Origin of the sequence: Halorubrum sp. CGM5_25_10-8B (assembly GCF_005435095.1) — an archaeon.
GTDB classification, from domain to species: Archaea; Halobacteriota; Halobacteria; order Halobacteriales; family Haloferacaceae; genus Halorubrum; species Halorubrum ezzemoulense.
On the sequence record NZ_SGTY01000003.1, the window covers coordinates 80375 to 104956 of the forward strand.

Annotated in this window: 31 protein-coding genes; 12 read left to right on the plus strand and 19 right to left on the minus strand. The window is 70.3% G+C overall.

Translation table 11 applies throughout. The features are described from left to right. Positions 1-283: 283 nt before the first annotated feature. Positions 284-526: a hypothetical protein gene (locus EXE51_RS03525; RefSeq protein WP_049930233.1), complete on the plus strand. Its 243-nt coding sequence runs from the start codon at positions 284-286 to the stop codon at positions 524-526. Between the two features lie 43 nt (positions 527-569). Here EXE51_RS03525 and EXE51_RS03530 read toward each other — a convergent pair whose 3' ends face one another. Both EXE51_RS03530 and EXE51_RS03535 read right to left on the minus strand, forming a co-directional pair. Beyond that, positions 570-2837 (minus strand): CDC48 family AAA ATPase, encoded by a 2268-nt coding sequence (locus EXE51_RS03530; protein ID WP_137692037.1) that lies wholly within the window; start codon positions 2835-2837, stop codon positions 570-572. After that, complete coding sequence (locus EXE51_RS03535) at positions 2834-3085, minus strand: hypothetical protein (protein WP_049930235.1); 252 nt, start codon at positions 3083-3085, stop codon at positions 2834-2836. Before EXE51_RS03535 ends, EXE51_RS03530 begins: the two co-directional genes overlap by 4 nt. A gap of 214 nt (positions 3086-3299) precedes the next feature. On the opposite strand from EXE51_RS03535, the gene EXE51_RS03540 reads away from it, so the two are divergent. The 4 genes from EXE51_RS03540 to EXE51_RS03555 all read left to right on the plus strand — a co-directional run bounded on the left by EXE51_RS03540 (position 3300) and on the right by EXE51_RS03555 (position 7044). Next, entirely contained in the window at positions 3300-4070 is a 771-nt protein-coding gene (locus EXE51_RS03540) for an alpha/beta fold hydrolase (RefSeq protein ID WP_137692038.1), read from the plus strand. A gap of 88 nt (positions 4071-4158) precedes the next feature. After that, positions 4159-4863 carry a hypothetical protein gene (locus EXE51_RS03545; protein WP_049930238.1) on the plus strand — a complete coding sequence of 235 codons (705 nt, stop codon included), beginning with the start codon at positions 4159-4161 and terminating at the stop codon, positions 4861-4863. 129 nt (positions 4864-4992) lie between these two features. Continuing rightward, positions 4993-5367: an Hsp20/alpha crystallin family protein gene (locus EXE51_RS03550; protein ID WP_049930239.1), complete on the plus strand. Its 375-nt coding sequence runs from the start codon at positions 4993-4995 to the stop codon at positions 5365-5367. A 3-nt stretch (positions 5368-5370) separates the two neighbouring features. Beyond that, positions 5371-7044 carry an AarF/ABC1/UbiB kinase family protein gene (locus EXE51_RS03555; RefSeq protein WP_049930241.1) on the plus strand — a complete coding sequence of 558 codons (1674 nt, stop codon included), beginning with the start codon at positions 5371-5373 and terminating at the stop codon, positions 7042-7044. Positions 7045-7103: 59 nt separating this feature from the next. Here EXE51_RS03555 and EXE51_RS03560 read toward each other — a convergent pair whose 3' ends face one another. From EXE51_RS03560 to EXE51_RS03575, 4 genes are all read right to left on the minus strand, one after another. Continuing rightward, on the minus strand, positions 7104-7940 hold the full coding sequence (locus tag EXE51_RS03560; protein ID WP_094553476.1) for an FkbM family methyltransferase: 837 nt from the start codon (positions 7938-7940) through the stop codon (positions 7104-7106). A 7-nt stretch (positions 7941-7947) separates the two neighbouring features. Further along, positions 7948-9096 (minus strand): site-2 protease family protein, encoded by a 1149-nt coding sequence (locus tag EXE51_RS03565; protein WP_049930244.1) that lies wholly within the window; start codon positions 9094-9096, stop codon positions 7948-7950. 196 nt (positions 9097-9292) lie between these two features. Next, on the minus strand, positions 9293-9553 hold the full coding sequence (locus tag EXE51_RS03570; RefSeq protein ID WP_049930246.1) for a hypothetical protein: 261 nt from the start codon (positions 9551-9553) through the stop codon (positions 9293-9295). Positions 9554-9910: 357 nt separating this feature from the next. Next, the gene (locus EXE51_RS03575; protein WP_099289114.1) at positions 9911-10768 is read right to left on the minus strand and encodes a molybdopterin synthase; all 858 of its coding nucleotides are present in this window, start codon (positions 10766-10768) and stop codon (positions 9911-9913) included. Between the two features lie 130 nt (positions 10769-10898). On the opposite strand from EXE51_RS03575, the gene pyrH reads away from it, so the two are divergent. The 4 genes from pyrH to EXE51_RS03595 all read left to right on the plus strand — a co-directional run bounded on the left by pyrH (position 10899) and on the right by EXE51_RS03595 (position 14623). Continuing rightward, positions 10899-11618, plus strand: a complete 720-nt coding sequence (pyrH, locus tag EXE51_RS03580) for a UMP kinase (protein WP_049930250.1) — start codon at positions 10899-10901, stop codon at positions 11616-11618. Continuing rightward, a complete protein-coding gene (gene lysS, locus EXE51_RS03585) occupies positions 11615-13342 on the plus strand; it encodes a lysine--tRNA ligase (protein ID WP_089308345.1) in 1728 nt (575 codons plus the stop codon). Before pyrH ends, lysS begins: the two co-directional genes overlap by 4 nt. Next, positions 13343-13606 carry a hypothetical protein gene (locus tag EXE51_RS03590; protein ID WP_049930252.1) on the plus strand — a complete coding sequence of 88 codons (264 nt, stop codon included), beginning with the start codon at positions 13343-13345 and terminating at the stop codon, positions 13604-13606. It abuts the gene before it with no gap. Between the two features lie 105 nt (positions 13607-13711). Further along, positions 13712-14623: a sensor histidine kinase KdpD gene (locus tag EXE51_RS03595; RefSeq protein ID WP_086216083.1), complete on the plus strand. Its 912-nt coding sequence runs from the start codon at positions 13712-13714 to the stop codon at positions 14621-14623. On the opposite strand, the gene EXE51_RS18120 is transcribed toward EXE51_RS03595, so the two are convergent. From EXE51_RS18120 to EXE51_RS03610, 4 genes are all read right to left on the minus strand, one after another. Next, the gene (locus EXE51_RS18120; RefSeq protein ID WP_004597316.1) at positions 14607-14741 is read right to left on the minus strand and encodes a hypothetical protein; all 135 of its coding nucleotides are present in this window, start codon (positions 14739-14741) and stop codon (positions 14607-14609) included. The two genes, EXE51_RS03595 and EXE51_RS18120, sit on opposite strands and share 17 nt — an antisense overlap. A gap of 103 nt (positions 14742-14844) precedes the next feature. Continuing rightward, positions 14845-15147: a DUF5808 domain-containing protein gene (locus tag EXE51_RS03600; RefSeq protein ID WP_049930257.1), complete on the minus strand. Its 303-nt coding sequence runs from the start codon at positions 15145-15147 to the stop codon at positions 14845-14847. Between the two features lie 113 nt (positions 15148-15260). Continuing rightward, complete coding sequence (locus tag EXE51_RS03605) at positions 15261-17003, minus strand: bifunctional N(6)-L-threonylcarbamoyladenine synthase/serine/threonine protein kinase (protein ID WP_049930259.1); 1743 nt, start codon at positions 17001-17003, stop codon at positions 15261-15263. A gap of 9 nt (positions 17004-17012) precedes the next feature. Then, a complete protein-coding gene (locus EXE51_RS03610) occupies positions 17013-17318 on the minus strand; it encodes a 30S ribosomal protein S24e (protein WP_049930261.1) in 306 nt (101 codons plus the stop codon). 149 nt (positions 17319-17467) lie between these two features. Between EXE51_RS03610 and EXE51_RS03615 the strand changes: the two genes are divergently transcribed. Beyond that, a complete protein-coding gene (locus EXE51_RS03615) occupies positions 17468-18052 on the plus strand; it encodes a hypothetical protein (protein ID WP_049930263.1) in 585 nt (194 codons plus the stop codon). A 32-nt stretch (positions 18053-18084) separates the two neighbouring features. Here EXE51_RS03615 and EXE51_RS03620 read toward each other — a convergent pair whose 3' ends face one another. The 5 genes from EXE51_RS03620 to EXE51_RS03640 are packed head-to-tail and all read right to left on the minus strand — an operon-like array spanning position 18085 to position 21253. Next, on the minus strand, positions 18085-18723 hold the full coding sequence (locus EXE51_RS03620; RefSeq protein WP_094521437.1) for a GTP-dependent dephospho-CoA kinase family protein: 639 nt from the start codon (positions 18721-18723) through the stop codon (positions 18085-18087). 28 nt (positions 18724-18751) lie between these two features. Then, positions 18752-18949, minus strand: coding sequence for a transcription elongation factor subunit Spt4 (gene spt4, locus EXE51_RS03625; RefSeq protein WP_006114409.1), 198 nt, complete (start codon positions 18947-18949; stop codon positions 18752-18754). Further along, positions 18949-19524, minus strand: coding sequence for a DNA-directed RNA polymerase (locus EXE51_RS03630; RefSeq protein WP_006114408.1), 576 nt, complete (start codon positions 19522-19524; stop codon positions 18949-18951). Before EXE51_RS03630 ends, spt4 begins: the two co-directional genes overlap by 1 nt. Positions 19525-19545: 21 nt before the next feature. Further along, entirely contained in the window at positions 19546-20007 is a 462-nt protein-coding gene (locus tag EXE51_RS03635) for a DUF188 domain-containing protein (RefSeq protein WP_049930267.1), read from the minus strand. Position 20008: 1 nt separating this feature from the next. Continuing rightward, positions 20009-21253: a translation initiation factor IF-2 subunit gamma gene (locus EXE51_RS03640; RefSeq protein ID WP_049930268.1), complete on the minus strand. Its 1245-nt coding sequence runs from the start codon at positions 21251-21253 to the stop codon at positions 20009-20011. 182 nt (positions 21254-21435) lie between these two features. Between EXE51_RS03640 and EXE51_RS03645 the strand changes: the two genes are divergently transcribed. Together EXE51_RS03645 and EXE51_RS03650 are read left to right on the plus strand one after the other, a co-directional pair. After that, positions 21436-21891 (plus strand): DUF5810 domain-containing protein, encoded by a 456-nt coding sequence (locus EXE51_RS03645; RefSeq protein ID WP_049930271.1) that lies wholly within the window; start codon positions 21436-21438, stop codon positions 21889-21891. 36 nt (positions 21892-21927) lie between these two features. Beyond that, a complete protein-coding gene (locus tag EXE51_RS03650; protein ID WP_049930273.1) occupies positions 21928-22365 on the plus strand; it encodes a DUF5809 family protein in 438 nt (145 codons plus the stop codon). 98 nt (positions 22366-22463) lie between these two features. Here the strand turns inward: EXE51_RS03650 and EXE51_RS03655 are convergent, their stop codons facing one another. The 4 genes from EXE51_RS03655 to EXE51_RS03670 form a co-directional block, all read right to left on the minus strand. After that, positions 22464-22730: an elongation factor 1-beta gene (locus tag EXE51_RS03655; RefSeq protein ID WP_049930274.1), complete on the minus strand. Its 267-nt coding sequence runs from the start codon at positions 22728-22730 to the stop codon at positions 22464-22466. 1 nt (position 22731) lies between these two features. Continuing rightward, positions 22732-22911, minus strand: coding sequence for an HVO_2753 family zinc finger protein (locus tag EXE51_RS03660; RefSeq protein WP_049930276.1), 180 nt, complete (start codon positions 22909-22911; stop codon positions 22732-22734). A 121-nt stretch (positions 22912-23032) separates the two neighbouring features. After that, positions 23033-24268, minus strand: coding sequence for a tripartite tricarboxylate transporter permease (locus tag EXE51_RS03665; protein ID WP_137692039.1), 1236 nt, complete (start codon positions 24266-24268; stop codon positions 23033-23035). Positions 24269-24351: 83 nt separating this feature from the next. Then, positions 24352-24546, minus strand: a complete 195-nt coding sequence (locus EXE51_RS03670) for a 30S ribosomal protein S17e (RefSeq protein ID WP_049930279.1) — start codon at positions 24544-24546, stop codon at positions 24352-24354. Between the last annotated feature and the right edge of the window lie 36 nt (positions 24547-24582).

The following is a 24582-nucleotide window of genomic DNA, read 5'->3' on the forward strand; positions in this document are numbered from 1 at the left end:
GCGCCTGACGCTGAATCCGGTACGTCGGTAAGGAATGGGCTCTGGACACATAAGCATAGGTAGACCGGAGTGAAACTGGTCGTCGATCGAAAAAACCACACGATGTGAGCGGTCTCCCACGGGAACAGAAGGGGGGTCGATCGAGGCGACAACCGCCGGCCCAGCCGGCGCCCGATACCGCCGTGTCGGCCGATGTCGGGCGGATCCACGCTCGGCCCCATCACCGGAATGCCTGAAGACCTATCAGAACTAGTAAACGACTTCCGGCTCCTCCCACAAGCTTATGCCCGGCGTCGCCGTGGTCCGGGACATGACCGCAACGTCGCTCGCGCTCGCGGGGCTCGCCGCGCCGGCACAGGCCGCGCTGCTCGGCAGTCAGGTCGGGCAGCTCCTGGTCGCCCTCGTCGCCGTCGCGCTCGTCATCGTCGTCGGCAAGTTCGTATTGAAGCTCGCGTGGCGGCTCGTCACGATCGGCATCGTCGTCGTCGCGGCGTTCTACCTGCTGTCGACGCTGGGACTTGTCTAAAACCGCCGCGGGCCGGCCGCCGGTTCGGGTCGAAGCGCCCGGCTTACTGGAACGCCGCGCCCGGTTCGGCCTCGGTGCGGTCGACCTCCGACCGCTTGAACTGCTTTTCTATCTCCTCGTAGCGCTCGCGCGTCTCGGGGGTGACGCTCGGGTTCACCTCGCTCAGCGCGTCCTCGAAGTGCTCCATCGTCACGCGGACGTTGCCGACGGACTCGCCGACCTCCTCGCGCGTGACGCTGCCGATGAACTCCCGAGAGGCGTTCATCGACGCCTCGCGGGCGACCGCCTCGATGTCGGCCCCCACGTACCCCTCGGTCTTGCGGGCGAGGGCGTCGAGGTCGATGTCGTCCGCCAGCGGCTTATCCCGCGTGTGGACCTCGAAGATCCGGCGGCGCGCCGCCTCGTCGGGCACTGGCACGTGGACGTGCCGGTCTAAGCGACCGGGGCGGAGCAGCGCCGAGTCGATGAGGTCGGGGCGGTTCGTCGTCGCGACGACGACGACGTCCTCCAGCGACTCGAGGCCGTCGAGCTCCGTCAGCAGCTGGGAGACGACGCGCTCGCCCACGCCGGAGTCGCCGGAGTTCTTCCCGCGCTCGGTGGCGATCGAGTCGATCTCGTCGAAGAACACGATCGTCGGCGCGTTCTCGCGGGCCTTGCTGAACACCTCGCGGACGCCCTTCTCGGACTCGCCCACGTACTTGTTCAGCAGCTCGGGCCCCTTGATCGAGATGAAGTTGGACTCGCTCTCGTTGGCGACGGCCTTCGCGAGCAGGGTCTTCCCCGTGCCCGGCGGGCCGTACATCAGGACGCCCTTCGCGGCCTGCATGTCGAGCTCGTCGAACACCTCGGGGTACTCGAGCGGCCACTGGATCGTCTCGCGGAGCCGCTCTTTCGTGTCGCCGAGGCCGCCGACGTCGTCCCAGGTGGTGTCGGGGACCTCCACGAACACCTCCCGCAGCGCGGAGGGTTCGATCCCCTTGATCGCCTCCTTGAAGTCCGACTCGGTCACCTGGATGCTGTTCAGCACGTCGGCGTCGATCTCGTCCGATTCGAGGTCGATCTCCGGGCGGATGCGCCGCAGTGCGTGCATCGCGGACTCCTTCGCCAGCGATTCGAGGTCGGCCCCGACGAAGCCGTGCGTGTTCTCGGCGTACTCGTCGAGGTCGATCCCGTCGGTCAGCGGCATGTTCCGCGTGTGGACCTGAAGGATCTCCTTGCGACCGTCCCGGTCGGGGACGCCCACCTCGATCTCGCGGTCGAAGCGGCCGCCCCGTCGGAGCGCCTGATCGATGGCGTCGACGCGGTTCGTCGCCCCGATGACGACGACCTCGCCGCGCTCTTCGAGCCCGTCCATCAGCGAGAGCAGCTGCGCCACGACGCGGCGCTCCACGTCGCCGCCCGCCTCCTCGCGCTTGGGCGCGATGGAGTCGAGCTCGTCCATGAAGATGATCGACGGCGACTCCTCGGACGCCTCCTCGAACACTTCGCGGAGCTGCTCCTCGCTCTCGCCGTAGTACTTCGACATGATCTCCGGGCCGGAGATCGTGTGGAAGTTCGCGTCGATCTCGTTGGCGACCGCCTTCGCGATCAGCGTCTTCCCCGTGCCCGGCGGGCCGTGGAGCAGGACGCCCTTCGGCGGGTCGATGCCGAGGCGCTTGAACAGCTCCGGGTGCCGCATCGGGAGCTCGATCATCTCGCGGACCTGTTCGAGCTCGTCGTCGAGCCCGCCGATGTCCTCGTAGGTCACGTCCGGCCCCTCGCCGGTGCCGCCCGCGGCCTCGCCGCGGTCGGCGATCTCCTCGGCGGAGATCTCGGAGATGCTGATCTCCGTCTCGTCGGTGATGACGACCGTGCCGCCGGGGCTCGTCTCGGCGATCTTCATCGGGACCGCCTGCGACTGGCCGCCCATCAGCCCGAAGCCGAGCGAGGTCCGGATCGTCTGCCCCTCGGTCACCGGCTGACCGGAGAGCTTGTCCCGGATGAACGGGGCGATCTGCCCCCGCACCCGCAGCTGGCTGGGGAAGGCGATCGTCACCGCGTCCGCCCGCGAGACGTCGACGTCCTCGACGGTGACGCGGTCGTCGATCCCCACGTCGGCCTCCTGGCGGAGGCGCCCGTCGATGCGGATCACGCCCGTCCCGTCGTCCTCGGGGTAGCCGGGCCAGACGCGGGCGATCGCCGCCCCGTCGGCGCTCTCGACGCGGACGATGTCCCCGCCGGAGAGCCCGAGCTCGTCGGCCGCGACGCGGTCGATTGCCGCCAGGCGACGGCCGGCGTCCTTCTGTTTCAGCGGCTTGACAGTGAGCTTCATCGGTCGCCCTCCACGGTGAGCACGCCGTTGTTCACCGCCACGTCGGCGGCCGTCCCGGGCAGCTCGAACTCCGATTCGACCGGCCCGTCCGGTCCCTCTACGACGACGATCGCCGTCTCGCCGACGGTGTCGACGGTGACGGCCTCGTCGTCGACGTCGAGGTCGGCGGCGACGGTCCAGCCGTCGTCGTACTCGTACCGGCGCAGCAGCGCGCCGTCGCCGGTCGATCGGGTCTGTATGTGATTCATCCTAACTACGAGTTAGTCGCGTAAGTATTTAAACTTGACGCTCAAAATCGCATGACGTGAGTGCTTCTTTGTACTAACGGTAGTGTAGCGGTTCGAGCGATTCCACCGCCGACCGTCCGCCGTCGTGCGGTCGGACCCGCGGCGCCGATCGAGTCGCCGAGCGCGCGTCGGCTCCCTCGGGCCCTTATACCGTTCGGCGCCGAACCGCCCGGACATGGAACGGGTCACCCACGACGGTCGCGCGACGGCGTACCGCCGCTTCGACCGCGGCGGCGACGGGCCGACTGTCTGCTTCGTTCACGGCAGCGGCGGCACGAAAGACATCTGGAAGTCGCAGGCCAGGCTGGCCGACCGGGTTCCGAGCGTCGCCGTCGACCTCTCCGGGCACGGCGACAGCGACGACGTCGCGACGCCCGCCGGCCCCGAGACGCTCGACGCGTACGCGGACGACGTGATCGCGGTCGCGGAGGAGACGGGGGCGACAGTCCTCTGCGGCAACTCCCTCGGCGGCGCGGTCGCGCTGCGGGTCGCCTTAGAGCGCGACCTCGCGCTCGACGGCCTCGTCCTCGCGGGCACGGGCGCGAAGCTCGCGGTGGCCGAGCCCCTCCGCGGCGCGCTCGCCGACGATTTCGAGCGGGCCGTCTCGCTGCTCCACGAGCCGGACCGCCTCTTCCACGACGCGCCGCCCGAGTACGTCGAGCTCTCCGAGGCGGCCATGCGCGAGTGCGGGCGAGCGGTCACCGAACGCGACTTCCTCACCTGCCACCGGTTCGACGTCCGGGAGCGACTCGATGAGATCGGCGTCCCGGCGCTCGCGCTCGTCGGCGCGCACGACGAGCTCACGCCGCCCGCGTACCATGAGTACCTCGCGGACGGGATCCCGGCCGGAGAGCTCGCGGAGGTCCCCGACGCCGCGCACCTCGCGATGCTCGAAGCGCCGACCGCGTTCAACGACGCGCTCTCCGCGTTCCTCGGTCGGCTGTAGGCCGCCCGTCCCGCCGGTCGTCGGCTCGCGACCGCGTGGACCAGCCGACCGCCGCGAGATTTAGGTCGGTCGCGCGTCCCGTGGGCACATGGTCGACAGCGACGACGGCGATACCGGCCGTGCCGACGGGTCCGGAGCGCCGGCGGGCGCCGAACAGCCTCCGGCCGAACCGCCCCCGGGCGACCCCGACATCGACGACCTGCTCGCGAAGCTCGACGCCCTGCGCGACACGGTCGACGAGGGCCACGAGCGCGAGGAGGTTCGACAGACGATCTCGCTCGTCGAGCGGATGCCCGGGAGCGGCGCGCTCGCGGAGCGGATCACGAAGTACACCTCCAGAGACCTCGCCGAGTCGTTCGTCGGGGCGGTGCTGTTCGCGCTCCCGCTGCTCGTCGAGGGCGGCGTCTTCGAGATCGCGGCCTGGTTCGCGGCGACGACCGTCGCGGGCGTCCCGGTCCTCCTGATCGGCCACGTCGGCTTCGTCTTCGTCGCGACCGCCGGGCTCCTCTACTACGCCGACTTCCGGCAGATCGCGATCCACCACCCGATCCTCGGCGTCATCCCGCGCCGCTACGCCGGGGTCCTCCTCGTGTCGCTCGCCACGTCGGCGGCCATGCTGCTGTTCTGGGGGCGCCTCCACGAGGGCGACCCCACCGCGCTCGAACGGGTCAGCCGGGTCGCGGTCGTCTGGGCCGCGGCGGCGTTCGGCGCGGGCCTCGGCGACATCCTCCCCGGCGAGTCGCAGGGGGACGACCTCGGGAAGTTCGACCTCGACATCGGCGACCGCGACTGAGCCGCCTCCCCGGGAGCCCCACTCGCTCCGCGCCACCAGCGGCACTCGCTCCGCGTCACCCGCGGTGGATCTCCCGCCCCGATCCGCCTTTTCCACAGGTTTTTCGCCGCGGCGATCCTACCGACCCCTATGTCAGCGCTACGCGACGCGCTCCGGGACCTCCCGGACGCGGTGTTTGCGGACCTACTCGAGTCCGACGACGGGTACGTCCTCGTCGTCGACCTCCCGGGCGCGACCGCAGCGACGACCGAGGTGCTCGTCGAGGACGGTCGTATCGACATCGAGGGTCGCCGCGAGAAGGCCGTCCCCGACGGGTTCGAGTACGTCCGGGAGGACCGCCCGCTGTTCCTCGACGCGGAACTCCCCCTCCCGAACGACGCCGACGGCGCGGGCGCCGACGCCGAGATCGACCGCGGCGTCCTCGAAATCTCCCTCCCCAAGCGAGAGCGCGACGTCTCCCGGACCATCCCCGTCGACGACGCGGACGACGAGGGCGACGCCTGACGGGTGGTCACGCTGGTCAACCTTCGCGCCTACTGGCGGTTCGTCGTCGTTCTGCGGCAGTTCTCGCCGCTCATCGTCGCCTACTGGCGTGACCGCCGCCGGTACTTCCTGTTCGGCGGGAGCCGAGAGGTCGACGCCGAGACCCAGCGCGAGCGCGCCGCGGTGCTGCTCGACATCCTGCTCACGCTCGGGCCGACGTTCATCAAACTCGGACAGATCCTCTCGACGCGTCCCGACATCCTTCCCCCGGCGTACATCGAGGTCTTGGAGGGACTCCAAGACGACGTTCCCCCCGCGCCGTGGGAGGAGTCGCGGGTCGTCCTCGAAGACGAGTTCGGGCCGGTCGACGAGACGTTCGACGACTTCGACCGCGACCCGATAAGCGGCGCGAGCCTCGGACAGGTGTACACCGCCACCTACGAGGGCGACGAGGTCGCGGTGAAGGTGCGTCGCCCCGGCATCGAGTCGCTCGTCGAGGCCGACCTCCGCACGATCCGCTGGTCGATCCCGCTGGTCAAGCGGTTCACCGGCGCCGGCCGGTCGTTCTCCCTGGAGAACCTCGCCGACGAGTTCGCCAAGACGATCCGCGAGGAGATGGACTACGCCCGCGAGCGGACGATGCTCGAGGAGATCCGCGGCAACTTCGCGGACAACGATCGGATCCGGATCCCGGAGACGTACGAGTCGGTGTCGGGGCCGCGGGTGCTCACCATGGAGTACGTCCCGGGCACGAAGATCAGCGACATCGACGCGCTCGACGAGGCTGGTCACGACCGGACGGCGATCGCGGAGATCCTCCAGGAAGTGTACCTCCAGATGATCATCGACGACGGCGTGTTCCACGCCGACCCCCACCCGGGGAACCTCGCGGTCGCGGACGACGGGTCCGTGATCTTCTACGACTTCGGCATGGCGGGGCGGGTGGACCCGTTCGTCCAGGAGAAGATCGTCGAGTTCTACGTCGCGGTCGCGCGGCAGGATATCGACGCCATCCTCGACACGCTCATCTCGATGGGGACCCTCTCGCCGGAGGCCGACCGCGAGGTGATGGGGAACGTGATGGAGCTCGCCATCGCCGACGTCCGGGGCGAGGACGTCGAGCAGTACCAGGTGAACCAGATCATCGAGCAGGTGGAGTCGTCCATCTACGAGTTCCCGCTCCGGCTCCCGCCGAACCTCGCCTTGGTCCTCCGGGTCGCCACCGTCGTCGAGGGGGTCTGTGTCACCTTAGACCCCGAGTTCGACTTCATCTCGACGGCGACCGACTACCTCCGCGAGGAGGGGTACTACGAGCAGACCGCCCGTGACCTCGCCGAAGACGCCGGCCGGCAGGTGCAACAGACCACCGAGGCGCTGTTCACGGTCCCGCCGAAGGCCGACGAGTTCCTCGACCGCGCCAACCGCGACGACCTGACGGTCAACGTCGTCTTAGAGGACGACACGAAGGTCTTAGAGAAGCTGGCGATGCGGATCGCCTACTCGGTGCTACTCGCCGTCGGCGTCCTCTCGGCGACGATCCTCTACTCGTTCGCGAACAACTGGCGGCTCGCGCTCGTCGTCCTCGCGCTGGCCTCGCCGCTCGCGATCGCCTTGTACCGGTCGTTCCGGAAGAAGCGGGGACTCCGCACCACGCCGCAGTTCACCCGCCAGGGGATGAAACAGCGGCGCGACGACTGACTCGGCGACGGGGCGCCACTCAACGGCACAGCGACCGGACCGGCGGCGCGGCGACCGACTCAGCGGCCTTTTATCGACTCTCCTGTCGCCCGACAGATCCACACGTCTTCCGCTTCCTCGACCGCGTACTCCCGCGCCGTTAGCCACTCGCGGAGGGCGGCGGAGTCCGGGCTCATCGTCCCCTCGTCCGCCGCAACTCCCTCCGCTGACCCCGACTCGTGGACCTCCACGACGAGCAGCGGACGGTACGTCGCGAGCGTCTCCGCCGCGCCCCGGAGGACCGCCCCCTCGCGCCCCTCGACGTCGACCTTCACGGCGTCCGGCGGTGGGACTGTCCCGCCCCCGTCGGCTCTCTCGTCGCCGACGCCCTCGACGAGTTCGTCGAGCCGTCGGACCGGGACCGACTCCGTCCCGGCGACGCTCGCGCCCCACCTCGTCGCCAGATCGCGGTCGAACGCCGAGCACTTCGAGAACGTCGACCGATAGAAGGTAAGCGTCGCGTTCGCGTCGCCCACGCCCGCCCGCCTGAGGTCGAGCCGATCGCCGAGCCCGTTCCGCTCGGCGTTCCGCGCCAGCCGGTCCGCGCTCTCGCCGTTCGGCTCGAACGCCACTACGCGACGGTCGGTCCCGCGGGTCAGCGGGATCGCGTGCTCGCCGACGTGCGCGCCCACGTCGAGGATCACCGCGTCCTCCGGGAGACGGTCGAGCGCGGCCAGTCCGGGGTCGTCGCCGTGGGGGTTCGTCGGCTCGTAGCTCCAGTACGTGCCGGCGACGGTCCGCTTCGGCGTCGCGACGCCGAGCGCGTACGTCAGGTCGGCGAGCCGGTACAGGGTTCGAAAGCCGAGCCGCTCGACGCGCGACCGAACCAGCGACGGCAGCCGTGCTATCGAGGGCATCGCGGTGTCACGCGCCGATGACTTGAATCGGGACGAGGAGGAAACAGAGCGCGCCGACGGCGAACGTGACGGCCCCGACCGCGATCCGCGGCAGCCCCAGTCCGTCCTCGTCGGCCGGATTCGCGGGTCCGTTGAACGCGATGACCGTCGCGAACACGCCCCAGAACGCCCACAGACCCACCGACTCGTTCAGGCCGAGCCCCCGCCAGAAGTAGAGGTAGGCGGCGATGGCGAACAGCGCGCCGGGGACGAGCGCCGCCACCGTCTCCTGTCGCGGCCCGAGCATCGCCCGGACCATGTGGCCGCCGTCGAGTTGGCCGACCGGGAGGAGGTTCAGGACGGTGAAGAACATCCCGACCCACCCGCCGATCACCACGGGGTGGGCGGTGAGCCGCGGGTCGCCGTAGCTCGTCGGCTGGCCGAGGGCGCCGGCGATGAAGTCCAAGAGTGGCGGGTTGTTGAACCGGATCACCGCGCCCGACGAGTTCGCGAGCTCCGCCGGCACCTGGATCGGGTCGAGCGAGAGGCCGATCGCGGTCACGACGACGGTCGCGAACAGCCCCGCGATCGGTCCCGCCGCGCCGATATCGAAGAGGACCTTCCGCGACGGCATCCGGCCGCGGATGCGGATCACCGCGCCGAGCGTGCCGAACGGGAAGATGAAGGGGATAACGTACGGCAACGAGACGGGGACGCCGTGGTAGCGACCGGCGGCGTAGTGGCCGAGTTCGTGGGTCATCAACACCCCGAGAACGGCGGCCGTGAACGGCCACGCCCGGAGCAGCGTCAGGGGGTTCGACTGGATCTCCGCGAGCGGCACGTAGTACCAGCCGTACGCGCCGACGAACAGCGTCGACAGCAGCGTGGCCGCGAACATGGCGACGTTCACCCACGGGATCCCGTCCCGACCGCGGTCGAACGGCGTCGCGACGACGACGTGGCCGCCGTCGACGACCTCCACGTCGACCTCGTACCCCGCCTCTCGAAAGTGGGGGGTCAGCTTGCGCAACAGCGTCCGCTCCGGGACGTACGACTCGCCGCGGTATCGCACGCGACCGTCCTCGCGGCGGACCTCGTCGATCCGAAAGAACGTCCGGAGCGGCTCCGGACGCGGCGCGCCGTCGCCGGCCGTCGCCGCGTCCTCGTGTTCTGGCATCGTGGGGTCGTAGCTGGTCGGCGAGTATAAACCCCGCGTCGGCGGGCACGGGTACCGCAAACACGGCGCGGCGCGTGGGCTGGCGGAACTCGACGCGGACGCGCTCGCGGTCAGAAAAGCGCGGGACGGGGACCGGTTCGTGAACCGAGTGCGCCTCGGAGCGGTACTGCGTTCGTCGGTCGGCGGAGCGCGTCCCTCAGGCGGGTTCGACGCGCCAGGTCGTCGCGCCCGTGTACGACCACTTCTCGACGGTGAGCTCCGTCGCCGAGTCGCGGAGCTTCACCATCAGGGCGCCGATCTCCTTCGGCGAGAGGTCGACGTCGTCGGAGATGAACTTCCCCTTGAAGTACATCTCGCCGTCCTGGGCGCGGTCGAGCAGGTACTGCTTCAACCGCTCTTCCTTGCTGCGGTCGTCGTTCGCGCTCGCGTTCGTGGAGGGGTTCGCAGTCGCGCTCATAGTACACCTCACCCTTGCTCCCGGAGGGTGTTATAAAGGCGTCACCGTTGGGCGACGTTCAGGGGGTTTCAGGGCGTTTCACCGAACTCGCCGGGGTAAAACGTGTCTGACGGACTCTTTACAACGCTTCTAGAACGCGCTAGAAATTTTATAACCCGTTTTGAACACGTTTTCTCCGTCGCTGACTCGGTACGCGAGTAACTCGCCGCCGTCCGGTCCGACGGCCGGAAAGAAACAAAAAGCGCCGCGTATTCTCGGTCTCGGCGCGCTCGCGCGGCATCCCCGCGACCGCCGAGACGACCTCTTAGGACCGATCGCGGCCGCGACGAAACCGGAAGCGGCGACGCCGCGCGCCGGTCAGTCCCGGCGGTGGACCCAGAACGTCTCCGACTCCGTCGCCTCTTTCTTGAAGATCGGCACCTCGTCTTTCAGCCGGTCGATCCCGTCTTCGACCGTCCGGAACGCCTCCCCGCGGTGCCCGGCCAGCACGACCACGAAGACGATGTCCTCACCCGCCTCGATCACGCCGGTGCGGTGGTGCATCCGCACGTCGAAGACCCCATCGCGGGCCGCTAGCTCCTCCGCGATGGCGGCCATCCGATCCTCGGCGACCCCGTCGTACTTCTCGAACGCGAGGTGCGTCGTCCGGTCGTCGTCCGGGCCGTCGCGGGCGCGCACGCGGCCGGTGAACGTCGCTATCGCCCCCGCCCGGTCCGCGTCCGGCGACGCCTCGGCGCGGCGCACCAGCGTCTCACGGGTGATCCACGGCTCCGCGCTGTCGAGGTCGGCGACGACGTCGCCGAGGTCGACCCCGTCGGGGGCGGTCGCGCTCGCGACGACCGTCCCCGGCACGCGCTCCGGGTCCGGGTCGGACCCGAGGAGGACCGCGGGCACGCGCAGCCGCGGCTCGCCGGCCGCCAGCAGGTAGTCGTGGTCGGGGGCGAGCCCGTCGAGCAGGTCGTCGAACCCCTCGACGCTCCCCCGACCGCGCCAGTTCCCGTCTGCGTCGAACGCGACGGCGGTGTCCGCGCCCGAGCGCTGCGCCGGACCGACGACCCCCCCGTCCGCGGCCGGGTCGCTCCGTGTCGAGTCGCTCTCGGGGGCGCCGTTCGGGTCGTCGTCGCGCTCCACGACGGCGACTCGCCCGTCGAGTCGGTCCGCGAGCCGCCGGGCCAGCGTCGCCGCCCCGTCGCCGACGATCGATATCGGTCGCATACCCGAGAGCGGGCCGCGACCGATTTAGGCGTTTCCCGCCCGACGCGCCGGGCCGGATCGGGCTCGGGGCCGCTTCCACCGCGTCCGGGCTTGACAATCCTTAAGACTGCGACAGGGGTACTCCTCGGCAATGAGAATCGTCGTTTCTGTCGGCGGGAGCGTGCTCGCGCCCGACCTCGACCCCGAGCGCGTGGCCGCGTACGCCGAGGCGATCGAACGGCTGGTCACCGACGGCTGCGAGGTCGGGGTCGTCGTCGGCGGCGGCGGCGTCGCCCGCGAGTACATCGAGACGGCCCGCGAGATCGGGGCCAACGAGGTCGAGCTCGACCGGCTCGGGATCGGGACGACCCGGCTCAACGCCCGGCTGCTGATCGCCGCCCTCGGCGAGCGCGCGAGCCTCGCGCCCGCGGTCGACACCGAGGAGGCGGCGGCGGCCCTCCGCCGCGACGAGGTGTCGGTGATGGGCGGCGTCACGCCGGGGCAGACGACCGACGCGGTCGCCGCCGCGTTCGCCGAGTCCGTCGACGCCGACCTGCTCGTGTACGCGACGAGCGCCGACGGGGTGTACGACGCCGACCCCAACGCCGACCCCGACGCGGCGCAGTTCGCGGAGCTGTCGCCGGCCGAGCTCGTCGAGGTCGTCCTCCCGATGAGCCGCGACGCCGGCGCGTCCGCCCCCGTCGACCTCCTCGCGGCGAAGCTGATCGACCGGGCCGAACTCCGGTCGATCGTGCTCGACGGGACCGACCCGAGCGCCGTCGTCGACGCCGTGCTGCGCGGCGATCACACCGGAACGGACGTGGTCCCCCCGGGCGCCGGCGAACCGAGCCGCTGGACGGAGGCACGATGAGCGCGGACGACGCCTCCGACGACGCGTCCGCCGCCCCCGACGACTCCCCGCACATCCTCTCCGGGGGGTCCGCCCTCGACGACGGCGAGGACGCCGCCGAGGAGTCGACCGAGACCTTCCACGCCTTCTGGGCCGACGTCGTCGCCGACGAGGTCGAGGCCCGCGACCCCGACGAGCCGATCGTGATCAAGGGCGGTGTCTCGCCGTCCGGCGTCGCGCACCTCGGGAACTTCAACGAGATCATGCGCGGCTACTTCGTCGCCGAGGTGCTCCGCGACCGCGGCCACGAGGTCCGGCAGGTGTTCACCTCCGACGACAAGGACCCGCTGCGGAAGGTCCCGCGCAAGCTGGCGAACGCGGACGGCGAGATCGTCGGGCTCGGCGAGGTCGACGCGGGCGCGCTCGGCCGCAACCTCGGGAAGCCGTACACCGAGATCCCGGACCCGTTCGGCGAGGCCGAGTCGTACGCGGCCCACTTCGCGGGCCTGCTCAAGGCCGACGCCGACCGCCTGAACGTCCCGGTCGAGATGCTCTCGAACACCGATCTGTACGCCGACGGCGACTTCGACGAGGCGATTCGGACGGTACTCGCCGACGTCGAGCGCGTCCGCGAGGTGCTCTCCCCGTATCAGGACAAAGTTGACGACGAGTACGTCCCGTTCAACCCGGTCTGTGCGGAGTGCGGCAAGGTCACGGAGACGGTGACGGCGATCGACGCAGAGGCCGAGACCGTCGACTACGTCTGTACCGACATGGACGCCGGCGGCAACACGATCGAGGGGTGCGGCCACGAGGGCACCGCGACGTTCCGCGAGGGAAAGCTCCCGTGGCGGTTGGAGTGGCCCGCGCAGTGGGGCGTCCTCGGCGTCGACTTCGAGCCGTTCGGTAAGGACCACGCGGAGGGGTCGTGGCCCTCCGGCGTCGACGTCGCGCGGAACGTCTTCGGCGAGGAGCCGCCCGTGCCGATGGTATATGAGTGGTTCACGCTCAACGGCGACGCGTTCTCCTCCTCCGAGGGCAACGTCGTCACGGTCCAAGAGCTCCTAGAGCTGATCGAGCCCGAGGTGTTGCGCTACTTCTTCGCGCTCCACCCGAAGAAGGCCCGCGACCTCGACATTGAGCGGCTCGACCAACTGGTCGACCGCTTCGACCGGTTCGAGCGCGCCTACTTCGGCGAGGTCGACGACCCGGATCTGGTCGCCTTCGCCGAGCGCGCCTACCCGTTCGTCGTCGGCCGGCCCGACGACCCGCCAGCGGAGAAGCCGATCCGGCTCCCGTACACGTTCGCGGCGGTGCTCGGCATGGTCGACGACCCCGACTTCCGCGAGCGCCTCGCCCGCGACGAGGGCCATATCCCGGACGACGCCGACGCCGACATCGTCGACGCCGCACTCGCCCGCGTCGAGCAGGCGCGGAACTGGGCCGAGCGGACGGGGAACGAGTACGACTACCGGCTCCAGACCGACCTCCCCGCGGTCGAGTTCGACGGAGACGTCGCGGCCGCGCTCGACGACCTCGCCGACTTCGTCGCGGCCGGCCACGACGGGGAGGAGATCCAAGGGGCGATGTACGAGACTGCGCGCGACCACGACATCGAGGTGAGCGAGTTCTTCGCGGCGGGCTACCGCCTCTTTTTCGACGACACACAAGGGCCGCGGCTCGGGGAGTTCCTCGGCGAGCTGGAGCGCGACTACGTCGTCGACCGGCTCCGACGGGAGGCGTAGATGACCGAGGACCGCTCGCTCGACGACTTCGCCGCGGACGACGACGGCGACGAGTCCGCCGAGAGCGCTCCGGACGACGCGGAAGGTGACGGCGTCGACCCCGACGAGGCGACCGACGCCGCTCCCGCGACCGACGCCGCTCCCGCGACCGCCACCTCGACGTGGCACGCCGACGGCGCCGAGTGCGACCGGTGCGGCGAGCGTGTCGACCGCCGCTGGCGCGACGACGACGCCTTCGTCTGTCCTGACTGCGCCTCGTGGTGACCGCGCCGCCGCGGTCGCCTCCCTGACCGGCGGTCAAAACTTAAGCCGTCGGCCGTCAAGGTGTTCCGTGAACGGAAAATTCGTTTGGAGTTAAATTAGATATAAATGAAATATATTCCGGACCTACTCCACGGGCGGTCGGCGACCGCCCTCACGGCGGCGTACCTGTGTATCGCGGCGGCGTCCGCGGTCGCGGTCGACCTCGCCGTCGCGTCGACGATTGGGGTCGCGGGCGGGTGGACGCCGACGCGTCTCGTCGGGGACTGGCTGCTCGTCGCCGGGTCCGGCGGGCTCCTCTACGGAGCGGTCACGCACCACCGCCAACGGGCGGAGACCGCGCGTCGAAACCTCGAAACCTCTAACCAGCAGATACAGGTTCTGAGTCGTGTGTTTCGGCACAATGTCCGCAACGATCTCAACGTGATCCAGGGGTACACCGACCTGCTGGCCGACCGGATCGACGACGAGCGGAGTCGAGAGTGCTTGGAGACGGTCCGGGAGACGACCGACGACATCGTCGAGATAAGCGAGAAGCTCCGCGTCATCGAGGACGCGTCGCCCGAACGACCGGACGGCCGCGTCGACCTCGTCGCCGCGGTCCACGAGGCGCTCGACGTCGTCGACGCCGACGGCGCCGCGCTCACCGTCGAGACCCCCTCTGAGGCGTGGATCCGCGCGGACGACACCGTCGAGTTCCCGATCCGCGAGGTGTTCGAGAACGCGGTCACCCACAACGACGGCGCGACGCGCCGCGTGACGGCGACGATCCGCGAGAACGGGACGACCACCTGTCTGGAGGTCATCGACAACGGCCCGGGGATTCCCCCCGACGAGCGTGAGGTCTTACAGGCGGAAGAGGAGACGCCGCTCTCGCACGCGAGCAGCATCGGGCTGTGGCTCGTCAAGTGGATGTGCGAGACGCAGGGGGGAACCGTCCGGTTCGACGCGACCGACGACGGTACGACAGTCCGGCTCCGATTCGAGTCCGCGTCGCCGCCCGCTACTCCAACTCGGTGATCGTCACGGCGTACACCGCGCCGCAGTTCCCGCATTCGACGTGGACTCCCCGGCTCGTCTCGCCGCGGGTGAACTCGGAGATCTCCTCCGAACACGAGCACTCGAACTGGACTTTCATTACCTCTCCTTCATCCTGCTGATATTTAAAAGAAACCGACGCGGAATCAGCGGTGAAAACCGGTGATCGCGGTGCCGTCTCTCACCCGCCGTCGCGCACGGCGTCAGTCGTCGTCGACGATCACTTCGACCGGTCCGTCGCCGTCGTCGGCGGCGTCCTCGTCGGAACCGCCGGACAGGTCGGCGCCGCCGGACTGCTGCTGCTGGTAGTAGAGCCCGCCGGCGACCGCGAGGACGATCCACGACCGCCAGTTGGCGAGGTTCAGCGTGTAGCCGATGCCGAACGGCTTCTCGACGAGCATCCCCTTGCCGGGCTGCCAGTACGACGAGAGCAGCCGACCGAGGCTCGGCCGCTCGAAGTTGTACGGGATCCCGAGAACCTCTCCCGAAGACGGTTTGTCTGCCATACGAGTCTATCTGTCGGCCGACACCATAAATCGTGGCGACCCGGCGCGCCGATCGGAACGGCGCTGCGGCTGTCGCCGGTCAGGGCTCTGACCCCGGCCGAGCCGGCGGTTCGTCACCGGTAGCGGCCGCGGTCCGCCACGTCTCGGAGTCGGTCGAGGACCGCTTCGTCGCCGACGGCCTCGTACCCGCTCTCGAACGCCGCTAGCAACGGGCCGGGTTCCGTCGCGGTCGCTCGGACCGATCCCTCGAACACGTGGAGGTCCATCGCGTGGTCCTCGACGTGGCCCGTGTGGTAGCCGAGCCCGAAGTCGATGAGGTACGTCTCGGGCGGCGGGCTCGACCGCCCGTCGCGTTCCGTGCGCTCGCCGCGCTTCGACACCCGAACGTTCCGCGTCGTCGGGTCGCCGTGGACCATCTCGGCGCCGTGGAGCCGCGCGAGGTGGCGACCGACGGCCTCCGCCGTCCCCTCGTCGAGGGCGGCCGCGAGGTCGCGCTCCCCGACGTGCTGGAGCGTCAACGTCGCCTCCGCGAGGTCGACGTCGTACACGAGCGGCGTCGACACGCCAGCGCGCCGCGCCTCGCTCGTCAGCCGGGCCTCCGCGACGGTCCGGTCGCGCCTGATCGTCCGGTCGAGTTCGGGGTGTCGGTACGACTTCGGCACCCGTCGCTTGACCACGCGCCGGTCGCCGTCCGTCCCCTCGACCGTCACGGTCGCCTCCGCGCCGCGGCGGTCCGCCTCCGCGTCGCGCGCCGCGCTTCGCGACTCGGCCCCCCCGCGTCCGCGCGCGACCGACTCCCCGTCTCGCCACGTCACCGGCACCTGATCCGGCCGGAAGCTCGGGTCGACCGCGGACTCCGCGATCGGGACGGTGTCCCCGGCGGCGGCCATCTTCGCGCCCAACACGGCGATCATCCCGGCGTTGTCCCTGAGGAATCGCGGTTCCGGCGCGTGGAAGTCGGCGCCGCGGGCCTCGCACATCGTCGCCAACATCTCCCGCAGCCGGTCGTTCTGTGCGACGCCGCCGCCCAACACGAGCTCGTCCGCGCCGGTCAGCGACAGCGCGCGCTCCGAGACCTCCGTCAGCATCGCGAACACGTGCTCCTGGAGCGAAAAGCAGATCTCCTCGACGGGGACGCCGCTGTCCGCGGCGTCGTTGGCGGCCGAGCTGATCCCCGAAAACGAGAAGTCCATCCCCTTGACCACGTAGGGGAGATCGAGGAGGTCGGTCTCGGCGGCCGACCCCTCCTCGCCTCCGGCCCCTTCCCCTTCGCTGCCGACCTCGCCCGCGCCCGTCGCGAACTCGGCGGCCGCCGACTCCACCTTCGGTCCGCCGGGGTGGCTCCACCCGACGTGGCGCGTGAACTTGTCTATCGCGTTGCCCACCCCGGCGTCCATCGTCTCGCCGAGGACCCGGTACCGCCCGTCGTGGTAACCGAGCAGGTGCGCGTTCGCGCCGGAGGCGTTCAGACAGACCGGGTTGTCGAAGCCGGAGCGGTGGCGACCGATCTCGAGGTGCGCCACCATGTGGTTGACGCCGACGAGCGGGACGCCGAGCGTCCCGGCGAGCGACCGCGCCGCGGTCCCGACGATCCGGAGGCAGGGACCGAGCCCGGGGCCGCGAGAGAAGGCGACCGCGTCGACCGCGTCCGGACCGTGTCGCTCCTCGGCGGCGGTCAGGACGCTATCGACCACCTCCGGGATCGCCTCCGACATGTGTTCGGCGGCCTCGCGCGGGTGAATGCCGCCGCTATCCGGCTCGTATGGGTCTGATTCGATGAGAACTGAGTCGGCCTCGGCGTCGTACAGCGCGGCGCTCGCGCACCACGCGGTACCCTCGATGCCGAGAACGCGCATCCGGCGGAGTTACGCTTCCTCGGCGTCCGCCTCGTCGCCGCCGATCTTGTTGCGCTCGAGCATATGGTCCTGCTCGACATCCAGCGCGTCGGCCGCGGAGTCGTACACCTTCGCGTAGCCGACCGTCTTGCGCATGCCGAACTTCGTGTCGAGCTCGTGGACGACGACCTCCTCGGAGTCCTTGTCGAGCTTCGCCGCCAGCGAGTCGCGGACCGACAGTCGGGAGGGCGTGGCCTCCTCGTGGGTCGTCTCGAAACGGATGTCCGTGCGGTGCAGCATCGGGTTCTCCTCCTCGGAGATGATATCGACGTCCATGGTTCAGTTAGGCGTATATCCCCTCGAAAGCTGTAAAAGGATTTCGAAGCGGGGGTGTCGCCGCCGAACTCCGGACCGACCGCCGACGAGACACACTGTTCGGCGTCAGGGTTTCCCCCCTCCGGTGCGTGCGTACCGTTACCACGCGGATGTCAGACGACACCCGATTCGACCCTACCGACCGGTCGCAGTACGAACTCACTCGGGCGGCGAACGTCGTCGTCCCGCTGTCCCCCGTCCGAAAGGCCCGGATCTGCGGGACGCTGGCTCTCTTCGGGGCACTGACGGGCCCGCTCGTCGCGACCCTCCCCCCGGCCGTCCGCGAGGCGAACTTCTCCGGGCCGCCGCTCGCCGCCCACCTCGGCGTCGTGGCAGTCGTGTTGGCGGGGACGGTCGCCGCCGGCGGAGCCGGCCTCGGGCTCGTCGCGCTCCAGCGCCGGCTCGCGCGCGGTCCCGAACCGAGCGACGACCAGGTCTGGACGTTCCTCGCCCTCGAGGACGCGCTGACCGGAATCGGCTTCGTCACCGGCGGACTCGGCGTCGGCGTCGGCTTGGTCCTGCTGGCGAGCGGGCACTGGGGCGTCGAGGCCCTCGAAGCGCTCCGCCGCAACGGCGTCGAGCCGTACCTCTCTATGGGAGCGATTCCGACGACGCCCCTGCTAGCGACGGCGGCCGGACTGATCGCCGGTCTCGGGGTCCTCACGGCGACCGTCGTCGCGGTCGACGGCGAGTGACGCCGGTCGAGGCCGCGTCGCTCGGGCGGCCGTCACGCCGGATCCGTCGGATCTCTCCCGTCCGGGCCACCATCGTCGCTCTCACTCAGCTCGACGCCGAGGACGTCGTAGCCGGCCGCAGTGTCGCCGGCGAGCCCCTCGAACAGTTCCCGAGCCCGTCGCCGGGCTTCGGGCGTGACCGCGACGCGGACCATCCCCTCGCCGGGCTGCCCGTAGACGACGGTGGACCCGAGCGGGGCCGCGAGCATCGCCGGCAGCGCCGCCAGGTCCTCCTCGCCGGTCACTTCGATCGTCACCGGCTCGTCCGCCGCGAGCGCCTCGGCGAGCGCGTCGAGCAGCGCCGCTGACAGCGCCGCGGCCGGGTTTTCGACCGCGATCCGCCGCTCCTCCGTCGCCGCGAGCGCGGTCTCGATCTCCTCGCGGACCGCCTCGCGCTCCGTCTTCCCGTCGACCAACGCCACGTCCGGAACGCGGCCGGCCTCTCGAAGGTGGTAGGTGACCACGTCGCCGACCGCGATCAGCTGCGGCGGTCCCCCCGCGGACGAGCCGCGTCGCTCGCGGGCCTCGTCGACGGCCTCCAAGAGCGCGCCGGCGTCCGTCGTCACCGGTCCCAGCGGCTCCTTGAAAGCGTCGCGGAGCGATTCGGGGAGGGTGAGAAGTGGGTCGCTCATCGGCTTCGTCCGGCGGCGCGGCGTTGGGTCACCGCACTTTGAGCGCGTACGCGCCCGCCTCGGAGACGTTCATCTCCTCGGCGATATCGCTGTCCTCGGGCTTGGTGATGATGACGTAGCCCGCCCAGTCCTCCGTCAGCGACGACGACCCGCAGAGCGCGCAGGTCTGAGCGTCCGGGTCGTTGACGTGGTGACACTCCCGGCACGCCAGGCGGTCCTCGGCCATCAGTCGGCCTCCTCACCGGTCTGTTCGCGGTGCTTCCGCTGCCCTTCGAGCCAGTCGTGCTTCCCGAGGCCGGGCTGTTTCGCCGTGAGCCCGATCTTCGAGTCCCGGGGGTTGCGCTCGTCGATGCTCTTGGTGACGACGCGGACGCGCACCGCGTCGTCGACCCCGAGCGTCTTGTCGGAGTCCGACGAGGCGAGCTGCTGGTTCGCGCCGTCGAACGTGAGGTACTCGTCGGTGATCTGCGAGACGTGGAGCAGCCCGTCCACCGGTCCGATCCCGACGAAGGCGCCGAACTCGACCGTCTCGACGACGGTTCCGTCGGCGACCTCCTGCATGTCGGGGTCGTAGGTGAGCGCGTCGAACTCCGCCTCGTAGTAGACGCCGGGCCGGTTGTGTAACACCGCCCCCTCGCCGATGTCGTGAACCTCGATGACGCTCACGACGCTGCCGACGTCCTCGTCCATCCGTCCTTCCAGCTTGTCCTGAAGCAGGGCTTTCACCCGCTCGTCGGTGACGTCCGCCAAGTGCTTCGGCGGGACCTCGACCGTGTCCTTGAGTCGAACTCGTTTGTACATGTTGTTGGTTGTCCGCGGCCGCTAGGGTTCCGTTATCGCCAGTGTGTTCCGACCCCTTAAACCGATTACTGGTGCGTCCGCCGCCAGCACCCGTTTCGCGAGGGGGCCGTCGTTGGTGACGACGGCGTCGACCCGGCCAGCCGCGGCCAAGGCGACGAGCGCGTCGTCGGCGTACGATTCGTCCGTCTCCACCGCCTCCGCCCGCTCCGCGAGGTCCGCGCCCACGCTCGCCGCGGTCGCCTCCGCGCCGTTCCCGGCCTGAAGCCCGTCGAGCTCCGCCAGGACCGCCGCCGGCACCACGGTCTCGTAGCCGCCGAGGAGCCGATCCAACTCCTCGAACAGCCGCAGGTCGGCCTCGACCGGCGCCATCAGCGCGCTCGCGTCGAGCGCGACGACGGGAACGCCGCTTCCCCCGAGCCCCTCTGCGCGGTCGTCGTCCGCGGGCGTCGCGTCGGGACCGTCTGCGGGGGCGTCGTCGGCCACGCTACGTGAGCGTTCCGACGCCGATGAGCCGCCAGCGCGCGCCGACGCGCCGGTTGATCGCGATCTGCGCGCCCTCCTCGGCGCAGACGGGCCGCTTGAGGCTCACCTCGCACTCACCGTCGCGCGCGCTCGTCACCGCGCCGACCGTCGTCGCGGTACCGACCGTGAGCATCAGGGGCTCGCCGGTGCTGATCTCCTCGATGTCGCTCTCGCCGCTCTCGTCGTCTTCCTTGCCGACGACGCGCTCGAGCAGGTCGACCGTCATCTCGAACTCCTCGCGGGTCGGGGGGAGCGTCCCCGGCTCGCCGGCGACCTGGCCGGCGAGGGCGTCGCCCTTCGTCAGGCTCGGGTCGAGCCCGGTGCCGACGCCGAGGAGGCCGCCCGGGTGGGCGGTGTCGACGTCGCGGTTGCCGGCTTGGAGCGACCGAACGGTCGTCTCCAGCGGCCGCCACTCCGTCTGGCCTTCCTCGTCCACCTCGCGCCCCGGTCGGATCTCCAGCCCGTCGCCGACCGACAGCTCGCCGCTGACGAGCGATCCGCCGACGACGCCGCCCTTCAGGTCCTCGGCGGTCGCGCCGGGGCGGTTGATGTCGAACGAGCGGGCGGCGTACATCCGGGCGCTCTCGCCCGGGTCGCGGTCCGGCGTCGGGATCTCGGACTCGACCGCGTCGATGAGCAGGTCGAGGTTGACCTCCTGCTGGGCCGAGACGGGGACGATCGGCGCGTCCTCCGCGACGGTTCCCTCGACGAACTCCTGGATCTGCTCGTAGTTGTCGACGGCGCGGTCGCGGCTCACCAGGTCGACCTTGTTCTGCGCGATGACGATGTTCTCGATCCCGATGAGATCGAGCGCCATCAGGTGTTCTTCCGTCTGGGCCTGCGGGACGTCCTCGGTCGCGCTCACGACTAGGACCGCCCCGTCCATGATCGACGCGCCCGAGAGCATCGTCGCCATCAGCGTCTCGTGGCCCGGCGCGTCGACGAACGACACCGTTCGGATCGGTTCGCTCTCGGAGCCGTCCTCGCACTCCTCGTCGACGGTGTAACACTCGGGCTCGTCGACGCCGGGGCAGCGCCGGAACGTCGCGTCCGCGTACCCCAGCCGAATCGAGATGCCGCGTTTCATCTCCTCGCTGTGCTGGTCGGTCCACGAGCCGGACAACGCCTGTACGAGCGTCGTCTTCCCGTGGTCGACGTGACCGACGAGACCGATGTTCACCTCCGGTTGTGTGTTGGCTTCAGTCACTGTTGGACCTCCTAACGGAGTAGTCTTATGCGAATTTCGCCCCGTGCGAGTGATAAAGTTGCTGTTATAGTGGCGTCAGCGCGCGCGACGACCCGGGGCGAGGTCGCGAGCGGTCGCCGTTCGGCGCGGGGCGCTCCACCTTCGACGCGGCTTTACGGCTCACCCGCGAATCTTCGACCGACATGGGATACGCGTGCCCCGTCTGCGACACCCCGCAGCGCGACGGCGAACACCTCGCGCATCACCTCGCGTTCACGGCGATGCTCCACGGCGGCGACCACGAGGCGTGGCTCGACGAACGCGTCGACGACTGGAGCGACCGCGAACCGGCGGAACTCGCGGCCGAGGTGACGCCGCACGCCGACGACGCCGAGTACGACGAGGTGTTCGAGGACACGGTCCCCCGAGGCCGCCCGGACGTCGGAATGGGGTCGGGCGGGGACGCGGCTCCCTCAGACCACGCTCACGACCACGGCCACGCCGACCCCGCTTCCGGGGCCGGCGTCCCGGATCCCGACGCCGTCGACGACCCAGCGGTCGCCGAAGCGCTCCGCGAGGCGCGCGAGATGACCAGAAACGCGGCCGCAGACGACGCCGATGAGGAGTCCGATTCCGCCGACCCCGACCCCGACGCGTAGCGGAACGCCCTTGCCCGCCCCCGGTCAATCGTGTCCATGGAGACCAGAGGCACGTTCGCCCCCCAGACGCGCGCCGAGGCGCTCGAACGGTACGAGGAGGTCGGTCCGGTCGCGCAGGTGGTCGTCCGCGAGGCGACGAAGGCGATGTCGTTCGGCGCCGACGAGTACGACGAGCGCGTCACCCCTGAGGTGATCCGAACCGCCCGCGACGCGACGTTCGCCGAGCTGCTCGCGGTCCACGTCGGCGAGGGCGACGAGTTCGACGCGTGGCTCGCCGACAGCGAGTTCGACGAGGACGCGGTCGTACGGATCGGCTCCGACAGCGTCGACAACGTCGTCTGGCACCCGATTCCCTTCGCGGACACCGTCGTCGCGGCGACGTACCAAGAGGAGCCGGACGCGGCGGCCAGCACCCTCCGGCGCAACGCCTTCGGGCGCGTGTACCGCGAGGAGTTCTACGAGTCGGGGCGGTAATCGGCCGACCGACACGAACGCCGGAGCGGCGGCTCTCCGAGCGGAACGGAAACCGCAAAAACCGGACCGCGGGTGCCGTCCGAACGGCGGCCCCGGCCTTACAGGCGACCGACGTTCTCGACGTTGACGGACTCGACGTCCTCGACCTGCGAGAACGCCTCCTCGACGGCCTCGGTGCCGCCGGCGCCGTCGGGGACGATGACGGTCGGCAGGAGCGCGACCAGCCCGAACGCGACGTCGTCGCGCTCGAAGCCGCGGATCTTCGCGCCCTCGGGGAGGACCTCCTCCAGCCGGTCCTGTAGCTCGTCGAGGTCGACCTCGGGGCTGTTCGGCATGACCTTGATCTTGGCGGCGACGTCGCCCATCTCAGGGCCCCCGGAAGCCGCAGTCGTGGCACTCGTAGAGGTTGCTCTGCTTCCGGCACTTCGCGCACCGGTAGATGGTGGCGCCGCAGTCCGGGCAGGAGAACTGCGCGGCGTTCATCCCGGACACCTGAATCCCACAGGAGACGCACTGCGGGGTGGCTTGAGAGTCGCTCTGGCTCATACACGTACCTACCGGCCGCGACTTTTAACCGTTGTTCTTTGCCTCGGAACCCTCCGTGCGTGACGGTACCGTGCCGCTGCTCGGGCGAGCCGCCGCGTCCCGCCGCGGTCTCCGCGACGTCTCACCCGGCGATCAGCGGTCCGATCAACACGCCCATCAGGTGGACGCGCCGCGCGCCGACCCGGGGCGGGGCGATCCCCAGCGCGCCGGCGACGATCAGGACGCCGACGCCGAATGCCCCGGCGAACGCGTACGAAACGAGCGCGAGCAGCCCCAACACGCCGACAGAGAGCCGGGTGTAGTCGGCGTTCCCGACGATCCGGAGGTACGGGTCGCCGACGAGCACGACCAGCGCGAACCCGAAATACGCCGCGGTCGCGGCCGCGACGAGCAGCAACGGGAGCGCGAACGGCACGCCGGCGCGGTCGATCGCCACGGTCACGCCCGTGCGCGGCGTCCCGAGCGCGACCAGCGCGAACAGCGCAAAAATCGTGTTCGCGGTGTTCGCGCCGCTCGTCGCCACCACGAACCCGCGGTCGACCGACTCGGAGGGCACCGCCGGCATCGCGGCCACGGCGGCGATGGCTGCCGACACGCCCGGCACGTAGCCGACCACCGCGCCGGCGAGCGAGCCGGCACCGGCGCTCGTTCCGAGGTCGCGCGCGTCCATCGCGATCTGCGGGTCGGCCTGCGGCGGGACGCCGTCGCCGCCGAGCGCGTCGACGAGGACCGGAACGCCGAACAGCCCGGCGAAGAGCGGCGCGAGGACGCCGCCGGTCGACAGCGGGGCCGCGGGGTCGGCGTCGAGCGTCGCGAGGCCGAGCGCGGCGCTCGCGAGGAAGGCGACGAGTCCGCCGACCGCCGCCCGCCGCGACGACTCCGTCAGGACGAGCGCGACGACGACGGCGCCGAGCAGCAGCGGGAGGTGCGCCCGCAGCGTCGGGTACCACCGGATCATGAGCCACGTGATCGGGACCGCCAGCGGCACCGCGAGCGCGACCGCCAGCCCGGAGCCGACGGCGGAGAGGCGGACCGCCTCTCTCCCCCGCCCCGCGATCACCAACCGATGACCGGGAAGCGCGGCGACTGCGGTCGCGGCGTCGGGGACGCCCAGCGCGAGCGCGGGGACGATGTCGAGGAACGAGTGGACGACGCCGGCGCCGAGCATCGCGACCCCGACGAACAGCGGATCGGCGGGTACCGACGGCGCGAACCCGGCCAAGAGCAGCGCGAAGTTGTTGGCGTGGAGCCCCGGGACCAGCCCGCTCGCGGTCCCGAGCGCGACCCCGGCGAGGAGGAAGGCGAGCGCCCCGGCCGCGAACGCCGGGTCGACCGTCGGCCGCACGAGCGCGTCCATCGAGGCGGCGTGGCCGCGGCTCCGGACTTAAGCGGTCGGACGGTCGGACCCGTCGGCAGAACCGGACGATTCGAACCGAGCGGTTACGCGTTCTGCGCCGCCTGCGACTTCTTCTGGGTGACGTAGCCGGCGATCCGGTTACGGACGCCCTTCGACTCGACGGTCGTCAGCGCCGTGACGCTCTCCTTGTTCGTCTCGAAGTCCGCGTTGAACGAGTCGGGATACTGCTCCAGCAGGAGGTTCCCGAGCTGTTTGATGTACTTGGGTTTGATGGCCATACCGAGCGGTACCGGCGGCCCGAACTAAAAGGGTTC

What these genes read in the sequence shown, in the direction of transcription:
- EXE51_RS03525 (WP_049930233.1), top strand. Translation starts at nt 284, where the DNA reads ATGCCCGGCGTCGCCGTGGTCCGGGACATGACCGCAACGTCGCTCGCG.
- EXE51_RS03530 (WP_137692037.1), bottom strand. Translation starts at nt 2,837, where the DNA reads ATGAAGCTCACTGTCAAGCCGCTGAAACAGAAGGACGCCGGCCGTCGC.
- EXE51_RS03535 (WP_049930235.1), bottom strand. Translation starts at nt 3,085, where the DNA reads ATGAATCACATACAGACCCGATCGACCGGCGACGGCGCGCTGCTGCGC.
- EXE51_RS03540 (WP_137692038.1), top strand. Translation starts at nt 3,300, where the DNA reads ATGGAACGGGTCACCCACGACGGTCGCGCGACGGCGTACCGCCGCTTC.
- EXE51_RS03545 (WP_049930238.1), top strand. Translation starts at nt 4,159, where the DNA reads ATGGTCGACAGCGACGACGGCGATACCGGCCGTGCCGACGGGTCCGGA.
- EXE51_RS03550 (WP_049930239.1), top strand. Translation starts at nt 4,993, where the DNA reads ATGTCAGCGCTACGCGACGCGCTCCGGGACCTCCCGGACGCGGTGTTT.
- EXE51_RS03560 (WP_094553476.1), bottom strand. Translation starts at nt 7,940, where the DNA reads ATGCCCTCGATAGCACGGCTGCCGTCGCTGGTTCGGTCGCGCGTCGAG.
- EXE51_RS03565 (WP_049930244.1), bottom strand. Translation starts at nt 9,096, where the DNA reads ATGCCAGAACACGAGGACGCGGCGACGGCCGGCGACGGCGCGCCGCGT.
- EXE51_RS03570 (WP_049930246.1), bottom strand. Translation starts at nt 9,553, where the DNA reads ATGAGCGCGACTGCGAACCCCTCCACGAACGCGAGCGCGAACGACGAC.
- EXE51_RS03575 (WP_099289114.1), bottom strand. Translation starts at nt 10,768, where the DNA reads ATGCGACCGATATCGATCGTCGGCGACGGGGCGGCGACGCTGGCCCGG.
- pyrH (WP_049930250.1), top strand. Translation starts at nt 10,899, where the DNA reads ATGAGAATCGTCGTTTCTGTCGGCGGGAGCGTGCTCGCGCCCGACCTC.
- lysS (WP_089308345.1), top strand. Translation starts at nt 11,615, where the DNA reads ATGAGCGCGGACGACGCCTCCGACGACGCGTCCGCCGCCCCCGACGAC.
- EXE51_RS03590 (WP_049930252.1), top strand. Translation starts at nt 13,343, where the DNA reads ATGACCGAGGACCGCTCGCTCGACGACTTCGCCGCGGACGACGACGGC.
- EXE51_RS03595 (WP_086216083.1), top strand. Translation starts at nt 13,712, where the DNA reads ATGAAATATATTCCGGACCTACTCCACGGGCGGTCGGCGACCGCCCTC.
- EXE51_RS18120 (WP_004597316.1), bottom strand. Translation starts at nt 14,741, where the DNA reads ATGAAAGTCCAGTTCGAGTGCTCGTGTTCGGAGGAGATCTCCGAGTTC.
- EXE51_RS03600 (WP_049930257.1), bottom strand. Translation starts at nt 15,147, where the DNA reads ATGGCAGACAAACCGTCTTCGGGAGAGGTTCTCGGGATCCCGTACAAC.
- EXE51_RS03605 (WP_049930259.1), bottom strand. Translation starts at nt 17,003, where the DNA reads ATGCGCGTTCTCGGCATCGAGGGTACCGCGTGGTGCGCGAGCGCCGCG.
- EXE51_RS03610 (WP_049930261.1), bottom strand. Translation starts at nt 17,318, where the DNA reads ATGGACGTCGATATCATCTCCGAGGAGGAGAACCCGATGCTGCACCGC.
- EXE51_RS03615 (WP_049930263.1), top strand. Translation starts at nt 17,468, where the DNA reads ATGTCAGACGACACCCGATTCGACCCTACCGACCGGTCGCAGTACGAA.
- EXE51_RS03620 (WP_094521437.1), bottom strand. Translation starts at nt 18,723, where the DNA reads ATGAGCGACCCACTTCTCACCCTCCCCGAATCGCTCCGCGACGCTTTC.
- spt4 (WP_006114409.1), bottom strand. Translation starts at nt 18,949, where the DNA reads ATGGCCGAGGACCGCCTGGCGTGCCGGGAGTGTCACCACGTCAACGAC.
- EXE51_RS03630 (WP_006114408.1), bottom strand. Translation starts at nt 19,524, where the DNA reads ATGTACAAACGAGTTCGACTCAAGGACACGGTCGAGGTCCCGCCGAAG.
- EXE51_RS03645 (WP_049930271.1), top strand. Translation starts at nt 21,436, where the DNA reads ATGGGATACGCGTGCCCCGTCTGCGACACCCCGCAGCGCGACGGCGAA.
- EXE51_RS03650 (WP_049930273.1), top strand. Translation starts at nt 21,928, where the DNA reads ATGGAGACCAGAGGCACGTTCGCCCCCCAGACGCGCGCCGAGGCGCTC.
- EXE51_RS03655 (WP_049930274.1), bottom strand. Translation starts at nt 22,730, where the DNA reads ATGGGCGACGTCGCCGCCAAGATCAAGGTCATGCCGAACAGCCCCGAG.
- EXE51_RS03660 (WP_049930276.1), bottom strand. Translation starts at nt 22,911, where the DNA reads ATGAGCCAGAGCGACTCTCAAGCCACCCCGCAGTGCGTCTCCTGTGGG.
- EXE51_RS03665 (WP_137692039.1), bottom strand. Translation starts at nt 24,268, where the DNA reads ATGGACGCGCTCGTGCGGCCGACGGTCGACCCGGCGTTCGCGGCCGGG.
- EXE51_RS03670 (WP_049930279.1), bottom strand. Translation starts at nt 24,546, where the DNA reads ATGGCCATCAAACCCAAGTACATCAAACAGCTCGGGAACCTCCTGCTG.